The sequence below is a fragment of the Microterricola viridarii genome (assembly GCF_001542775.1).
Classification (GTDB): domain Bacteria; phylum Actinomycetota; class Actinomycetes; order Actinomycetales; family Microbacteriaceae; genus Microterricola; species Microterricola viridarii_A.
Genome location: NZ_CP014145.1, coordinates 309,504 through 325,646, shown reverse-complemented (window position 1 = coordinate 325,646; position 16,143 = coordinate 309,504). Strand labels below are relative to the sequence as shown.

Here is a 16,143-nt window from a genome sequence, read left to right as displayed (position 1 = left end):
CAGCTCTGCCGGCGTCAGCTCTGCCGGCGTCAGTGATCTTCTGGCGCGCCCGCCAGCGGGATCCACGCGCTGACGGTGGTGCCCTGCTCCGGCACGCTGCGCAGCTCAACCCGGCCACCCAGCGTCTCGACCCGGTCGATCAGGCCGAGCAGGCCGCTGCCGAGCCCGAGCGACGCGCCTCCCCTGCCGTCATCCGCCACTTCGATCATCAGCTCGGTGGCGCTGGCCGTCACCGCGACGCGGCCGGCCTGCGCCTCGGCGTACTTGGCGATGTTGGTGAGGCACTCGGCGACGAAGAAGTAAACGGTCGCCTCCACGACGGCCGGCGGCCGGCGGTCGATGACCAGGCGCATCTCGATCGGCACGGGCGAGTGGGCGACCAGCTCCGGCACGGCGGTGGCCAGCCCGCCGACGGTGAGAGAGGTGGGGTGGATTCCGCGGGCCAGCTCGCGCAGCTGCTTCAGCGCGGCCGAGAGCTGTTCCAGGGCCGCGTCCAGGTCGGCGGCCATGTCGTGCTGCCCGAGCTGCTCGGCCCGGCCTGCCGCCATCCGCAGCCGCAGGGCGAGCGCCACGAGCGACTGCTGCGAGCCGTCGTGCAGGTCACGCTCGAGCTGTCGCCGCGCCTCGATGCCCGCGTCGACGATGCGCAGCCGCGACTCGCGCACCTCGCGCAGCGTCGCCTCAAGCTCGTCGCGCAGCCGGCCGTTGTCCACGCTCAGCCGGAGCGCCGTCGAGACGGCATCGAGCAGGTTCGCGTTCTCGCTCAACGCGCTGTCGTGCCGGATGACGGCCAGTGGGCCGTCCGGGGTGTTGATCGGCAGCAGCGCCCCCTGGCGGTGCTCCCCCATGCCGGCAACGCTCGGGGTCGCCGCCCGGCCGTGCGAGTCGACGTAGCGGGATTCGGGCTCCTCCCACCAGTAGACGCGCAGCGACGGGTCACGGAGTGTGTCGGCCAGGATCGCCTGCCAGAGGGTGCGGTCGACGCCGTCCCGGGTGATCACCATCAGGTCTGAGACCCGGCCGCGCAGGCTGAGCAGGTAGCTCAGGCCGGCGACGAAACCGATGGGCACCGTCGCAGTGGCGGCGAGCGAGATGTAGCCGAGCACCTCGAGCACGCTGCCGCCGACCGAGAACACGAGCGTCTCGTAGGCGATTGCGGCCGACCAGAGCACGAGGGCAACGGGCATGACGAAGGCGATGTGCCGGGCCGGGGTGCTGCCGCGCAGCCAGCGCCCGGCCACCACCACGATGATCAGCAGGATGAGCGCGACGCCGAAGAGCCGGAACGCCCGGTCGGCGAAGATGAAGATCTCATCGCCCACCACGAGCGCGTAGGGGTTCGGGGCCACGTTGCGGCTGCCATCGACCGGCTGGTTGAAAAACAGCGCGCAGACGAAACGGATCGACAGCGCTGTCACGGCCGCGACGGCGATCCCCACGTCGATCCGGCCGTGCAGTTTGCCGGCCGGGTAGATCAGCACGATGGCGCCGACCAGCACGGCCCACACCACCTCGACGCCCTCGAGCAGCGGCCACAGCCAGCCGATCTGCCCGGTGGCGGAGATGAAGGTCGGCGGCAGCCAGAGGAACGCCACCGCGATCATGAGGCGGCCGGGAATCGTCGCGTCGGCGCTACGCCAGGCCATCCAGGCACAGATCGCGTAACAGAGGCCGACCGCCGTGTGCATCACCGTGTACGGCGCGGTCCAGACCGGCACACGGGCGGCGGCTGCAGAGCCGACGATCTCGGTGAAGAGCACCACGCCGACGGCCAGCCAGACGAGCGACAGCCGCCCCCACGGCACCGCGGCCGTCACGGCCCGAGCAGCCTGAGCACGGCGAGCACCCTGCGGTGCTCACCCGGTGAGTCGTCGATGCCGAGTTTGGCCATGATGCTGCCGATGTGCGTCTCAACGGTCTTCAGGCTGAGGAACAGCCCGGAGGCGATGCCGCCGTTGGACTTTCCCTGCGCCATCAGCGTCAGCACCTCGCGCTCGCGCGGGGTCAGCGTGCTGAGCGCGCTGGAACTGGGCGTGCCGACCAGGTGGGCGACCACCTCTGGATCGACGACGGAGCCGCCGCCAGCGACGGTCGCGATGGCGTGCACGAACGACGACGGGTCGGCGATGCGGTCCTTCAGCAGGTAGCCGGTGCCGCCGCCGACGCTCATCGCCCGGATCGCGTAGGAGGGGGTCGCGTACATCGAGAGCATCAGCACGCCCACCGTGGCGCCGGCCGCGCGCAGCTGCTCGAGGGCGACCAGGCCCTCGTCGGTGTGCGTCGGCGGCATCCGGATGTCGAGCACGACCGCATCGAGATGCTCGTCCTCGACGAGCTCGCTCAGCCCGGCGGCGCTGTCCAAGGAGGCGACGACGTCGAGGCCGTGTGCGAGGAGCACTGTCTCAATTCCGCTGCGCAGGAGAAGGGAGTCATCGGCGATCGCAACGCGCAACGGAGCACGCTCGACACCCGGAACAGTCTCGGCAACCACCGGCAACGTCCTCGCTCATGCGACGAACTGACGCAGCGACTCGCCGGAAAGCTCGTCTTTCGGAATGAACCCATCGGCACCGCACAGTTCGATGCGGCAGCCGTAATCACTCCGGTCGTGGCTGGAGATGAGCACGATCACCACAGCACCCTGCTCACGCAGGAGCGGTACTACATCGAATCCCACCGCATCAGGCAGCATTACGTCAAGCAAAATCAGGTCAGGGGTCAGAATCGAGGCCAATTGCACACCACCCTCAGCGGTGGCCGTGTCCCCCACAACGATGAACGCCTCGAGCTCGAGCAGGCGCCTGGCCTGCTCACGGAACCCGGGATGGTCGTCGACGATCAGCACCCGTGCGTTCATGGTTCGATTGTCACGGTGGGCGCGCGCACGCCGCTATCGGGGTAGACCCTGAGTGCGCGGTGGGCCCGCGCCCGGCCGCCGCGCAAAAGCTGAGCGACGCTCACTAGCTCAGGGGATTCCCCGATGCTCAGCAAGGTGGGGCCGGTCACACTGGGTGAGGTGCAGCGGCCCGCTACCTCCTGGTACCCGACGACGGAGGTGGCGGGCCGCTCATTTGTGTGCGGCCTGGGTGCGGGCGCCTAGACCAGTGAGTCCCGCCAGGCGGCGTGCAGCTGGGCGAAACGGCCGGTTCCGCCGATCAGCTGCTCCGGTGTGCCGTCCTCCACGATGCGGCCGTGCTCCATCACCAGCACCCGGTCGGCGATCGACACCGTCGAGAGCCGGTGCGCGATGATCACCGCGGTGCGGTCGGCGAGCAGCGTCTGCAGCGCCTGCTGCACCAGTCGCTCGCTCGGGATGTCGAGCGAGCTGGTCGCCTCGTCCAGGATCAGCACCGCCGGGTTCGCCAGGAAGGCGCGGGCGAACGAGATCAGCTGGCGCTGACCGGCGCTCACCCGGCCGCCGCGCTTGTTCACGTCGCTGTCGTATCCGTTCGGCAGCGACTCGATGAAGTCGTGGGCGCCGACGGCACGCGCCGCCGCTCTGATCTCATCGAGCGTGGCATCAGGCTTGCCGATGGCGATGTTGTCGGCGACCGTTCCGGAGAACAGGTAGGCCTCCTGGGTGACCATCACGATGGCCCGACGCAGGTCCTTCGGGTGCAGGTCGCGCAGGTCGACGCCGTCGAGCGTGACCCGGCCATCGCTGGGGTCGTAGAAGCGCGAGATGAGCTTGGCCAGCGTCGTCTTGCCCGCGCCGGTCGACCCGACAAGGGCGATCGTCTGACCGGCCGGGATCTCGAGGGTGAACTCGGGCAGGATGTCGCGGCCCGGCGTGTAGCCGAATCGCACCCGATCGAAGCGCACCGTTCCGTCGGCGTTCCACAGGTCGACGGGCGTGACCGGGTCGGGCACGCTCGGCTGCTCCTCGAGCACGCCGGAGATCTTCTCCAGCGCGCTGGAGGCCGACTGGTAGCCGTTGTAGAACATCGCCATGTCCTCCATCGGGTCGAAGAATCGCTTGGTGTAGAGCACGGCGGCCAGCAGCACGCCCACCTCGAGGCTGCCGTCGACCACGCGGAACCCACCCCAGAGGAGCGTGACCGCGACCGCGGTGTTGCCGATCAGGGCCAGACCGGGGTTGAATACCGCGAACAGGCCGAGCACCTTGGCGTTCACCGTGCGGTAGTCCTCGACGAGCACGCCGAAGTCCTTCTCGTTGCGCTTCTCCTTGCGGAATGCCTTGACCGCGCGGATGCCGGTCATGGTCTCGACGAACTGCACGATGAGCTTGGCGGATGCCACCCGGGAGCGCCGGAACTGCGTCTGCGAGCGCAGCTGGAACCAGCGGGTGAGGATGCCGAGCGGGATCAGCGAGGCCAGCAGCACCAGCCCGGACGGCGCGTCCAGGATCAGCAGCATGACGGCCGTGAACACCATGTACATGAGCCCACGCACGAGCAGCGTGAGACCCTCGTCGAGAAGTTCGCGGATCGCATCGAGGTCGCTGGTCTGGCGCGAGATGATCCGGCCAGAGGTGTAGGACTCGTGGAACTCCAGGCTCAGCCGCTGCGTGTGCAGGAACACCCGGGTGCGCAGGTCGATGAGCACCGCCTGGCTGATCCTGGCCGACATCCGGATGTAGCTGGCGATCAGCACCGCGCCGATGAGGCCGGTGAACAGGTAGGCAAAGCCGGCGAAGGCAGCGGGGTACCAGTTCTGGTCGATCAGCGCCGGGATGCCCTCGTCGATGCCGTAGGCGATGATCGCCGGGCCGGCGACCTGCGCCGCCGACGACACGACGATGGCGGCGGCCGTGACCCACAACTTCGCGTGCAGCGGTTTGAGCAGCGAAGCCAGCAGGGACCGCGAGCGGGCACGGATCTGCTTGGACTCGGCCGCGCTGTACTCGCTCTGCTCTTCGCCCTGAACTCCAGTGACGCTCATCGGGTCGCCTCCTCTCGCGTTGCGTTCTCTTCGATGATCTGGTCGGGATCAGGCTCAGGCCCGGCCTCTTCGACGCCGGCGAGCAGCCGCGCGTCCTGCTCCAGGCTGGTGATCACGAAGCGGTAGTGCTCGCTCGTGCGCAGCAGCTCGGAGTGCGTTCCGACGGCGGTGATGCGGCCGTCCTCCAGCAGGGCGACCCGGTCGGCGAGCATGACCGTCGACGGCCGGTGCGCGACGATCAGCGCCGTCGTCGAGGCGAGGACCTCGCGCAGCGCGGCCTCGACCTTGGCCTCCGTGGTGACGTCGAGCGCGGACAGCGGGTCGTCGAGCACGAGCACAGCCGGCCGGGCGGCGACGGCACGGGCCAGGGCCAGGCGCTGGCGCTGGCCGCCGGAGAGGCTCATCCCCTCCTCGCCGACACGGGTCTCGACGCCCTCTGGCAGCTCGTAGGCGAACGCCGCCTGCGCGATGGCGAGCGCCTGCTCGAGCACGCGGTCGGCCTCCGCCCGGACGGCAGGGTCGTCGCCGGCCAGCTCCGGACGGCCGAGCAGCACGTTCTCGCGCACCGAGGCGCTGAACAGTGTGGCATCCTCGAACGCCATCGCGACGTGCGTGCGCAGTTCCTCGCGCGTGAACGCCCGCACGTCGACCCCGTCGAGCGTGACCGAGCCTGCGGTGACGTCGTAGAGGCGCGTGGTGAGGGCCGTCATGGTCGTCTTGCCACAGCCGGTGAGCCCGACCAGCGCCATGGTCTCGCCCGGCGTGAGCACGAGGTCGATGCCGTCGAGCAGGTCGCCGAATCGCTCCGGGGAGTCCTGGTAGCGGAAATGCACGTCGGTGAAGGCGAGCTCGCCGCGCGGGCGCTCCAGGCTTCGGGGGTGCTCCGGGTCGGTGATCGTGTTCTCGCTGTCGATGATGTCGAAGAAGCGGTCTGTTGCCGTGCGCGCGTCGAGGGCGAAGGCCAGCATGAAGCCGATCGACTCGATCGGCCAGGCGAGCACGGTGGCCGTCGCGAAGAAGGCGACGAGCTCGCCGACGGTGAGCTGCCCCTGCGCGGCCAGCCAGACGCCGGCAACCAGGCAGAGGGCGAGTGCGACCGCCGGGATGACCATGATCCAGACCCAGATGTTGGCGTCCAGGTGTGCCTTGGCGATCTCGGTGCTGCGCAGCGACTCGGCCTGGCTGCGGAAGTTGGACAGGGCGTGCTTGCCCCGTCCGAAGGCCTTGAGCACGCGGATGCCGTGCACGGACTCCTCCACGGCGGTGGCGAGGTCGCCGGCCTGGTCCTGGCTGAGCCTGGACTTCTCGGAGTAGCGCCCCTCAAAGCGGTAGCCGGCCCACCACAGCGGCAACGAACAGACCAGGAAGATGAGCCCGAGGATCCAGTTCATCGACATCAGGATGCCGACACCGACGATGATCACGATGACGTTGACAACGGTCAGCACGAGGCCGAAGGAGAGCCAGCGGCGGATCAGGCCGAGGTCGCTGACGGCGCGCGAGAGCAGCTGGCCGCTCGGCCACTTGTCGTGGAAGTTGACCGGCAGGTCTTGCAACTTGGCGTACAGGGTGTTGCGCATGCGCGCCTCGACCCGGGTTCCGGGGCCGACGACGAGCCAGCGGCGCAGGCCGTAGAGCAGCGCCTCGATGGCACCGAGCACGAAGATGAGCAGGGCGAGCGGCACAACGGCGCTCGCGTCGCGGTTCGCGAGCGGGCCGTCGACGATCTGCTGCAGCACCTGCGGGATGGTCAGGGCGATGAGCTGCGCGACGAGCGCGGCCAGCATGCTGCCGACGAAGGCGGGCATGGCCGGGCCGACGTAAGTGCGGAGGCGCCAGAGGGCGCGCACGGCGCCCAGCCGTTGCGCGTCGCCGGGTGGAGTGGGCGGCTGCTGGAGTTCAGCGGTTGAAGACAAGGTGGTTCCCCAAGTAGTGAGTGGTGCGAGGGCCGCGGTCGCGCGGTCGCAGATTCGGTCCGGCCGGACGGGCGGCGCGAACGGGCGGAGACGACGTGGTCTCCGTGTGAAGAGCGGTAGCTCGCGCGAGGGCGGGCTGCTGGGCGGTGCCTGTGCGGCGTCGCCTAGTGCGCCGGGAGAAGGACGCGGGCGGGGCGGGGGGACGCGCCACGGGCAGCGCCACCCACATAACGGCTCTGAACCGTGGTGTGTGCTGTCTGTGTCATTGCATCCTCCTGGCGCGTCGTTGTGTCATCCGGTGCTGCGCACGCGTCATCCGAACCGGCGCTGCGCACAGCCTTACAGAATATGGGGCGGGCCAGCGTGGGCGCAAGGGCTTTTCGGCACCGATTGTTGCGGGCTGCCAGGTGGGGTGGGTGTCGGCCGAATCAAGGGCTGGGCACACAGACAAGCCCGCGCGGGCCGAAGGTCCGCGCGGGCTGGGGTCAGAACAGGGGCGGCTCAGCGCACGCGCACGCTGAGGCAGGTGACGCAGCCCTCCAGCTTCTCGAACTCCGAGATGTCGACGGTGACGACCCGGTAGCCGAGGTCGGCGATGAGGGCGGCGCTCTGCGGGGCGGATGCCGCCATCAGCACGGTGTCCGGGCTGAGCACGACGACGGCCGCGCCGGACTCCTCCGGCATCGCCAGGAAGCGGTCGAAGAGCTCGGGGTGGTCGACGACGGGAGCCCAGCCGATCACGGTGCCGTCCGGCAGCGCGGTGACGGAGCTCTTCAGGTGCAGCGCCTTGCTGAGCGGCACCGCGACGACCGTGTAGCCGTGCGGGGCCAGCATGACGCGCAGCTGGCGGATGCCCTCCGCGTTCGTGCGCAGGGAGCGGCCGACGTAGACGGTCATGCCGATCTTCAGCACGTCACCACCGTCGAGGGTGCCGGGGGCGCTGATGCGCTGGATCATCAGCCCACCGAGCTCGCGCACGGCCTGCTCGGCGCCGACGATCTCGCCGCTGCGCGACTCGGCGCCCGGGTTGGTGATCACGGCCAGCTCGCCGAACATGACGACGGCGTCCTCGATGAACACCGAATCGGCCATCTCGGGTGCGGCCGGAACTTCGATCGTCTCCCAGCCCTCCGCGTCCAGGGCGGCGCAGTAGTTGTCCCACTGCTGGTCGGCAAGCTCGATGTTGACCGGGATGCGGTCGATGTGTGTCAGCTCACCGTCGGCGAGGTTGGACGCCGGGATGCGCACGAGCGCCACGTGGCGCTCCCCCGTGCGACGCCCAATGGTGCGGAACCCCATGACAGAGTCGTACACGCGCGGCCCGAGCAGGGCAGAGAGGATGGCGACGGAGAGCACGAACAGCAGGTTGAAGCCGACCAGGCTGCCGAACAGGTAGACGACGACATCGGAGGCGAAGATGTTGCCGGTGGAGGCCGAGAGCAGGACAGCCGAGCCGAGCAGAGCCCCGACGATGCCGGCGCCGAGTCCGCCGGCGAGGGCGGGCAGCCAGGCGCGCGTGGCACCGAGCAGGTTGAACACAGCCAGCAGCACGAAGGCGATCAAGGCGGGCAGTGCGAAGAATCCGCCGAATTGGCTGATCGCCTGGCTCTGCTGGCCACTGCTGATGAAGTAGCCGAGCACGGTCACGAGGTAGGCGCCGAGTGCCACGGTGAGGGCCGAAAGCACGGAGGCCGAGGTACTGCGCGGCCGCTCCGGGCGGCGCACGGGTCGGGCCGGCGGGATGGGGTTCACAGTGGGCGGGGCAGGGGTGTCGGCGGCGGCGGCATCCGAAGAAGTCATGCAGCGAGACTACCGCGACAGCGACCCCACACAGAGACGACCGGATGCCACTGTTGCGGCATCCGGTCGTCTTCGGGGTGTGACTTCTAGTGGAAGAAGTGGCGTTCCCCGGTGAAGTACATGGTCACGCCGGCGGCGTTCGCGGCGGCAATGACCTCCTCATCGCGCACCGAGCCACCGGGCTGCACGACGGCCGTGACGCCGGCGTCGAGCAGCACCTGCAGGCCGTCGGCGAAGGGGAAGAAGGCGTCGGATGCCGCGACCGAACCGGCGGCGCGCTCGCCGGCCCGGTTCACCGCCAGGTGGCAGGAGTCGACGCGGTTGACCTGGCCCATGCCGACGCCGACGGAGGCTCCGCCGGAGGCGAGGAGGATGCCGTTGGATTTGACCGCGCGGCAGGCCCGCCAGGCGAACTCGAGGTCGGCGCGGGTCGCCGGGTCAACCTCGGTGCCGGCGGCGAGCGTCCACCCGGCCGAGCTGAAGTCGGTGAAGGAGTCGGCCTGCTGCATCAGCAGTCCACCGGTGATCTGGCGGATCTCGGTGGCCGTGGGGCGGTAGTCGGCCGGCAGCTGGAGCAGGCGGATGTTCTTCTTGGCGGTGAGGATCTCAATCGCCTCAGGCTCGAAGCCGGGGGCGACGAGCACTTCCGTGAAGATGCCGCTGACGGTGCGGGCCATCTCGGCGGTGACGGTGCGGTTGCTGGCGATGACGCCGCCGAATGCCGACACGGGGTCGCAGGCGTGCGCCCGCTCGTGTGCTGAGGCGATGGGGTCGACAGCCCCGACTGCGGCCACGGCGATGCCGCAGGGGTTGGCGTGCTTGATGATGGCGACGGCCGGCTCGGCGAAGTCGTAGGCGGCGCGCACGGCCGCGTCGGCGTCGACGAAGTTGTTGTACGACATCTCCTTGCCGTGCAGCTGCTCCGCCTGAGCGATGCCGCCGCCCTCGCGGTTGCGGTAAAGCGCGGCGGCCTGGTGCGAGTTCTCGCCGTAGCGCAGCGACTGCTGGCGGGTCCAGGTGGCGCCGACCCAGCCGGGGAAGCCGGTTCCCTCGTCGTCGGGGGCGACGACGGTGCCGATCCAGCTGGCGACATTGACGTCGTAGCTGGCGGTGTGACGGAACGCCTCGGCGGCCAGTGCCTGGCGCGCGGCCAGCGTGGTGCCGCCGGCCTGCAGCGCTGCAATGATCTCGGGGTAGCGGGTCGGCGAGACCACGATGGCCACGTTGGCGTGGTTCTTGGCCGATGCGCGCACCATGGCGGGGCCGCCGATGTCGATCTGCTCGACGATGTCGGCGGCGGGCGCACCGGAGGCGACCGTCTCGGCGAAGGGGTAGAGGTTCACGACGACGAGCTCGAACGGCGCGATGCCGAGCTCGAGCAGCTGGGCCTCGTGCGACTCGAGGCGCAGGTCGGCGAGCAGGCCGGCGTGCACGGCGGGGTGCAGCGTCTTGACGCGGCCGTCGAGCGCCTCGGCGAAGCCGGTGACGCTGGCGACATCCGTCACGGCAAAGCCGGCGTCGCGGATCGTCGACGCGGTCGAGCCAGTGGAGACGATCTCGACACCGGATGCCGACAGCGCCGCAGCCAGCTCGAGGAGGTCGGTCTTGTCGCTCACCGAGAGCAGTGCGCGCCGCACTGCGACGATGTCGCGCGGACGGTAGAGGGACGGGTCGTGGCTGGGACCGCTCATTGCGTGCTGAACTCCTTGAGATTGACGTGGCCGTCGGCGATGTCGCGCACAGCCTGGATCAGCAGGCGGCGTTCGACGGGTTTGATGCGCTCGTGCAGATCATGCTCGGTGTCACCGGGCAGCACGCTGACGCGTTCCTGCGCGACGATGGGGCCGCCGTCGACGCTGTTGTCAACGATGATCAGGCTCGCCCCACTCTGATCGACGCCGGCGGCGATCGCGTCGCGCACTCCGTGCGCGCCGGGGAACTCGGGCAGGTAGGCGGGGTGCGTGTTCAGCAGGTTGGGCGTGAGCGCGGCCACGAAACGCGGCGGCACCAGGCGCATCAGGCCGCTGAGCACCACCAGGTCCGGTTGCCACTGCTGCACCTGCGCGAGAAGCTCGTCGCCCCAGCTGGCCCGGTCGGGGAAGGACGTGAACGGCACGGTGAAGGTCGGGATGCCGAATTCCTCGCCGAGGGCAAGGCCGTCGGCGTCGCGGTCGGCGCCGATGGCGACGACGCGGGCGCCGAAGTCATCGTCCTGCGCGGCTTCGAGCAGTGCCCGAAGGTTCGATCCGGTTCCAGAGATCAACACGACGAGCTTCAGCACGTGTCGAGCCTATCGCAGCGAACTCAGGCGGCCGGTTCGGAGACCGTGCTGCGGCCGCGTCGCATCGGGAGCTTGGCGACGGAGCCCGCGTACAAACCGAGCATCGCCGGCAGCGCCACCTCGAGGGCGGCGAACGCGGCGACCAGCCACGGGTTGGGCCCGAGCTCCTGCAGCCGGCCGGGTCCGGCCGCGCCGGCGGAGATCCAGGCCAGCAGCCCCAGGATCACGCCGGTGGTCACGCCGACGGCGAGTCCGTAGCCGATCAGCAGCCGCGCGCGCGGCTTGGCCTGCGGCATCCGCTGGCGCAGCAGCATGCCGACGGCGAAGCCGGCCAGGATCGGCACCAACAGCACCAGGAACCCCGGCCCCGTCGCCCCGTCGGGCAGCGCGCCGAGCAGCGGCAGGCCGGGCACGGGCCCGAGCACGGTGGCGCCGGGCGAGACGCTGCTGCCAACGCCGACGGCGAAACCGGGGCCGACGACCCAACTGGCGGACCAGATCACGGCGTTCGGCAACAGAGCCAGTTGCAGCAGGGTCAGCGCGATGCCGCCAAGCGCCCCGGCCTGTAGCGACTCGTAGAGCCCGATGACGGTGGCGAAGTTGCTGAGCAGCGAGAAGCAGAACAGCAGGCCACCGGCCGCGACGACCACGGCCGCGGCGATGGTTCCGCCGCGCAGCCCCTCGGCGACCAGCCGCACGGCGGTGGGCGGCAGCTCGTCCACCCAGTCGCGTACCGAGCCGGCTAGGCGCCGGCCGGCCGTGCCCAGCACGGCCCGGCGGGAGAGCGCGAGGCCGGTGATGACGGCCGCCGTGTAGATGAGGCCGGGCAGGAGCTGCGCGCTGCCGGCGGCGGGGGTGGCGATGGGGTGCCCGGCGCTCAGGGCTACGAGGCTGGCCAATACCCAGAACACTGCGACGACGATCAGGGCCGCCTGCAGCGGATGTGGGGAGCTGCCCGCCCGGCGGCCGGCGCCGATGCCGAGCACGATGGTGAGCAGGGCGAAACCGAGGGGCGCGAGCGAGAGCGTGAAAGCGGCATCCGCGCCGGGAAGCGCCAGCACGCTCACGAACGCGGTGGGCAGGGTGAGTGTGAGGTTCACACCGTGGCCGAGCAGCCAGACGTCGGAGGCGGCGCGCCAGAACACGGTCCAGTCGGTGCTCAAGCCGCTGCCGGTCGCCCAGAGGATGGTCAACGGCACGAGGGCGATGCCGAGCCCGATGGCGACGGCGATGGCCGCTTCGAGGGCGGCGAGCAGGGCGATGGTTATGCGGTTCATGCTCGCACGAGCCTACCCGCGCACATGCGGCCGGGCCCGCAGAAGCGCGGAGCCCCGGCAAAGCAGTCGGCTACTTATTGCGGTACGGCGCCTTGGCGAGGGCGACCAGGCAGGCGAGGCCGATGATGATCATGACCGAGGCGAAGGTGACCAGGCCGAGCCGGAACACAGTTTGCAGGAGTTCGTAGTCCATAAGCTGAGTATTACTCGCTTAGGGCTGCTTGTCACTGCTTTGCACAAGCTCGTCTTCTGCGACCGGGCGCGCCGCATCAGGGCCCTCCGGTCCGAGGGGATCCTCGGCGAGGGGATCCTCGGCGCCACCCGACGGCGCGGCGGGCTCTGATCCGTCGCGCTGCAGCAGCTCGGCAACGAGCACGGCCAGCAACGCCAAGACGGCCGTCCAGACGATGATGCCGGCGTGCAGCGGCCGGGAGAGCAGCAGCACGGCGCTGGCCACCACGGCGATCAGCACGCGCACCAGCACCCGCTGGCGGTACATCCACCGCCCGAAGCGGCCGGTCGTGATGCCCCGCTGCTCTGCCGCGCCGCGCGCGGAGTCGAGGCCGGATCCGATCAGCCCGCGCAGCTTCACGGCGAGCGAGTACGGCCCGCTGAACCAGGCGATCAGCGCGATCGTGAACGCCAACACGGTGATGGCCGTGGTCGTCGACTGCATGAGCTGGATCACCTGGTCGTAGATCGCCCCGGCCGCATCGGCCGGCAGCACGCTCGGCGACACCCCGGCGACGAAGAAGAGCCGGCCGATTCCGAAGCCGGCGGCCAAGATCAGCATGACGACGCCCAACGCGACGGAGGTGGCCACCAGCGCGTTCACCCGGCGCCGGGCCAGGAGCACGCCAGCCGCCAGCAGCAGCAGCGCGATGATGGGCAGCCAGATGCCGACCGCGATCGCCAGGCCGTAGACGAGCTGCACGGTCGTGAAGGCGTCGGCCGTCGCGACCACGACGGTGAGCTGCACTGTGGGGATGCTCGCGGCGAACCCGAAACCCTGATCGACCAGCCGCTGCTTCACCGCATCCACGAGCGGCCCGATCTGGATGCCGAGCTCACCGTTGCCGCTGATCGACAGCGCCGCGTTGGACTGGCCCTCCAGGGTGGCCGTCAACTGGTTGTGGCTGACGCGGAGGGCCTGCGCCCACAGGTCTTTGAAGGCGTCTGAGGCTACGAGTTTGTCGACGGTGGTCGAGACGAGGTTCTTGACGCCCGCGACCGCTGGCGCCTCAAGCAGCTTCAGCGCGTCGGCCGCCCGCGGCGGGAGCCCGAGCTGGCTGATCCCGTCGAAGAGCTCCGACGTGATTCCGGCAATGTCGACGTGCGCCTCGATGGCGGTGACGAGCTGGTCGGAGATGTAGTTCTGCACGGCGGGGTCCTCGGCCAGCGGCGCGAACGTAGCCACGAACTGGTCGGCGCTGCTCAGCTGCGCTTTCGCCCAGCTTGACACCACCGCGATCGGCGCCAGAAGCAGGCCGACCACGATGAGGATGGCAGAAAGCACCGACCAGCCGCGGCTGCGCCGATGCGGGGTCGCGATGATCTCGACCGGGATGACGTCGGGGCCGGTATCCGGAACCTCACCTGCCCGGAGCGCCGCGTTCTCACGCTGCAACCGGGCGACGAGCGCCTCCAAATCTGCGCTACTGCCTCGGGCCATGACGTGCCTCCTCCGCCTGCTGTGCCCACTGTAGCCACGCGCCGCCCCGCGCGACAGAGCCAATATTCCGTGCGGGGCACGCAGAAGGCCCGCCCCGCGCGAGCGGGACGGGCCTTCGAGTGCAGCGGTGCAGCCTAGAGGGCGGCGTACACCTCGCGCAGCAGGGCGGCCGTCTCGGACGGCGTCTTGCCGACCTTGACGCCTGCGGCCTCGAGGGCCTCCTTCTTGGCCTGAGCGGTTCCGGCCGAGCCGGAGACGATGGCGCCGGCGTGGCCCATGGTCTTGCCCTCCGGCGCCGTGAAGCCGGCCACGTAGCCGACAACGGGCTTCGTGACGTTGGCCTTGATGAACTCGGCCGCGCGCTCCTCGGCGTCGCCACCGATCTCACCGATCATGACGATCGCCTTGGTCTCGGGGTCAGCCTCGAACGCAGCGAGTGCATCGATGTGCGTGGTGCCGATGATGGGGTCACCACCGATGCCGATCGCGGTCGAGAAACCGAGGTCGCGCAGCTCGTACATCATCTGGTAGGTCAGGGTGCCCGACTTGGAGACGAGGCCGATCGGACCCTTGCCGGTGATGTTCGCCGGGGTGATGCCAACGAGGGCCTCACCGGGGGTGATGATGCCGGGGCAGTTCGGGCCGATGATGCGGGTCTTGTTGCCCTTGTCCTGGGCGAGGGCCCAGAACTCGGCCGAGTCGCGCACGGGCACGCCCTCGGTGATGATGACCAGCAGCGGGATCTCGGCCTCGATGGCCTCGACGACGGCATCCTTGGTGAAGGCAGGCGGCACGAAGGCGATCGACACGTCGGCGCCGGTCTGCTCCATGGCCTCTGCAACGGTGGCGAAGACGGGCAGCTCGATCGAGTTGCCGTCTGCGTCGGTGTGCAGAACGGTGGTGCCTGCCTTGCGGGCATTCACGCCGCCGACGATCTGGGTGCCGGCCTTCAGCATGAGGGCGGTGTGCTTGGTGCCCTCACCGCCGGTGATGCCCTGCACGATGACCTTGGAGTCCTTGTTGACGAAGATTGACATATCTCGGATTCCTTACTTCGCTGCGTTGGCGAGCTCGGCGGCCTTGTCGGCGCCCTCGTCCATGGTGGCGGCCAGGGTCACCAGCGGGTGGTTGGCCTCGTTCAGGATGCGGCGGCCTTCTTCGACGTTGTTGCCGTCGAGGCGCACGACGAGGGGCTTGTTCGCTGCGGAACCGAGCTCGGCGAGCGCGCCGACGATGCCCTTGGCGACCGCGTCACAGGCGGTGATGCCGCCGAAGACGTTGACGAAGACGCTCTTGACCTGCGGGTCACCGAGGATCACGTCGAGGCCGGCCGCCATCACCTCGGCGGAAGCTCCGCCTCCGATGTCGAGGAAGTTGGCGGGCTTGACGCCGCCGTGGTTCTCACCGGCGTACGCGACGACGTCGAGGGTCGACATGACGAGGCCTGCACCGTTGCCGATGACGCCGACGGAGCCGTCGAGCTTGACGTAGTTGAGGTCGGCAGCCTTCGCCTTGGCCTCGAGCGGGTCGGCCGCGGCCTGGTCCTCGAGCTCCTCGTGGTGCGGGTGACGGAATCCGGCGTTCTCGTCGAGGCTGACCTTGCCGTCGAGGGCGACGATGTCGCCTTCCTCGGTGAGGACGAGGGGGTTGACCTCGACCAGGGTCGCATCTTCACCGGTGTACACGGCGTAGAGCTTGACGAAGACCTCGGCGACCTTGTCGACGAGCTCGGCCGGGAACTTGGCCGCGATCGCGATCTCGGTGGCCTTGGCCAGGTCGATGCCTGTTCCGGGGTTCACCTCGATGCGGGCGAGGGCCTCGGGGCGCTCCTCTGCGAGCTGCTCGATCTCCATGCCGCCTTCGAAGCTGGAGAGCGAGAGGTAGCTGCGGTTGGCCCGGTCCAGCAGCACGGAGAAGTAGTACTCCTCCTTGATGCGTGCGCCGGCGGCCACCATGACGCGCTTGACGACGTGGCCCTTGATGTCGAGGCCGAGGATGTCGCGGGCTGCCGCTTCTGCCTCATCCGGGTTCTTGGCGACCTTGACGCCGCCAGCCTTGCCGCGACCTCCGACCTTGACCTGAGCCTTGACAACCACGACGCCGCCGAGCTTCTCGGCTGCTGCACGCACCTCCTCGGGAGTGTCCGCGACGATACCCGGGAGTACCGGGACCTCGTACTTCTCAAATAGGTCTCTGGCCTGGTATTCGTAAAGATCCACGCTGCTATTCCAATCCGCGTCTAAGCGTTCATGCATGGTTTGAGGGGTGGCAACAGTGCTCTGACGAAAATAGCTT

At 69.4% G+C, this 16,143-nt stretch carries 13 protein-coding genes; all 13 read right to left on the bottom strand.

Annotated elements, in window-relative coordinates:
• Positions 1-29: 29 nt before the first annotated feature.
• Positions 30-1,817, bottom strand: a complete 1,788-nt coding sequence (locus AWU67_RS01460; RefSeq protein ID WP_067225768.1) for a sensor histidine kinase — start codon at positions 1,815-1,817, stop codon at positions 30-32.
• Entirely contained in the window at positions 1,814-2,491 is a 678-nt protein-coding gene (locus tag AWU67_RS01455) for a response regulator transcription factor (protein WP_082716695.1), read from the bottom strand. The genes AWU67_RS01460 and AWU67_RS01455 overlap by 4 nt, the downstream gene beginning before the upstream one ends.
• A gap of 15 nt (positions 2,492-2,506) precedes the next feature.
• Positions 2,507-2,857, bottom strand: coding sequence for a response regulator (locus AWU67_RS01450; RefSeq protein WP_067225766.1), 351 nt, complete (start codon positions 2,855-2,857; stop codon positions 2,507-2,509).
• Positions 2,858-3,096: 239 nt separating this feature from the next.
• Complete coding sequence (locus AWU67_RS01445) at positions 3,097-4,902, bottom strand: ABC transporter ATP-binding protein (protein ID WP_067225764.1); 1,806 nt, start codon at positions 4,900-4,902, stop codon at positions 3,097-3,099.
• Positions 4,899-6,710 (bottom strand): ABC transporter ATP-binding protein, encoded by a 1,812-nt coding sequence (locus AWU67_RS01440; protein WP_082717118.1) that lies wholly within the window; start codon positions 6,708-6,710, stop codon positions 4,899-4,901. Before AWU67_RS01440 ends, AWU67_RS01445 begins: the two co-directional genes overlap by 4 nt.
• Before the next feature lie 609 nt (positions 6,711-7,319).
• Entirely contained in the window at positions 7,320-8,618 is a 1,299-nt protein-coding gene (gene ddaH, locus AWU67_RS17890; protein WP_082716694.1) for a dimethylargininase, read from the bottom strand.
• An 86-nt stretch (positions 8,619-8,704) separates the two neighbouring features.
• Positions 8,705-10,309: a bifunctional phosphoribosylaminoimidazolecarboxamide formyltransferase/IMP cyclohydrolase gene (purH, locus tag AWU67_RS01430; protein WP_067225760.1), complete on the bottom strand. Its 1,605-nt coding sequence runs from the start codon at positions 10,307-10,309 to the stop codon at positions 8,705-8,707.
• The gene (gene purN / locus AWU67_RS01425; RefSeq protein ID WP_067225758.1) at positions 10,306-10,899 is read right to left on the bottom strand and encodes a phosphoribosylglycinamide formyltransferase; all 594 of its coding nucleotides are present in this window, start codon (positions 10,897-10,899) and stop codon (positions 10,306-10,308) included. The genes purH and purN overlap by 4 nt, the downstream gene beginning before the upstream one ends.
• Before the next feature lie 23 nt (positions 10,900-10,922).
• Positions 10,923-12,176, bottom strand: coding sequence for a DUF6350 family protein (locus AWU67_RS01420; protein ID WP_067225756.1), 1,254 nt, complete (start codon positions 12,174-12,176; stop codon positions 10,923-10,925).
• A 70-nt stretch (positions 12,177-12,246) separates the two neighbouring features.
• A complete protein-coding gene (locus tag AWU67_RS17815) occupies positions 12,247-12,369 on the bottom strand; it encodes a hypothetical protein (protein WP_257720956.1) in 123 nt (40 codons plus the stop codon).
• Between the two features lie 18 nt (positions 12,370-12,387).
• Entirely contained in the window at positions 12,388-13,848 is a 1,461-nt protein-coding gene (locus AWU67_RS01415; protein WP_129586605.1) for a hypothetical protein, read from the bottom strand.
• A 134-nt stretch (positions 13,849-13,982) separates the two neighbouring features.
• A complete protein-coding gene (gene sucD / locus AWU67_RS01410; RefSeq protein WP_067225753.1) occupies positions 13,983-14,885 on the bottom strand; it encodes a succinate--CoA ligase subunit alpha in 903 nt (300 codons plus the stop codon).
• A 12-nt stretch (positions 14,886-14,897) separates the two neighbouring features.
• Positions 14,898-16,067: an ADP-forming succinate--CoA ligase subunit beta gene (gene sucC, locus AWU67_RS01405; protein WP_067225750.1), complete on the bottom strand. Its 1,170-nt coding sequence runs from the start codon at positions 16,065-16,067 to the stop codon at positions 14,898-14,900.
• Positions 16,068-16,143: the final 76 nt, after the last annotated feature.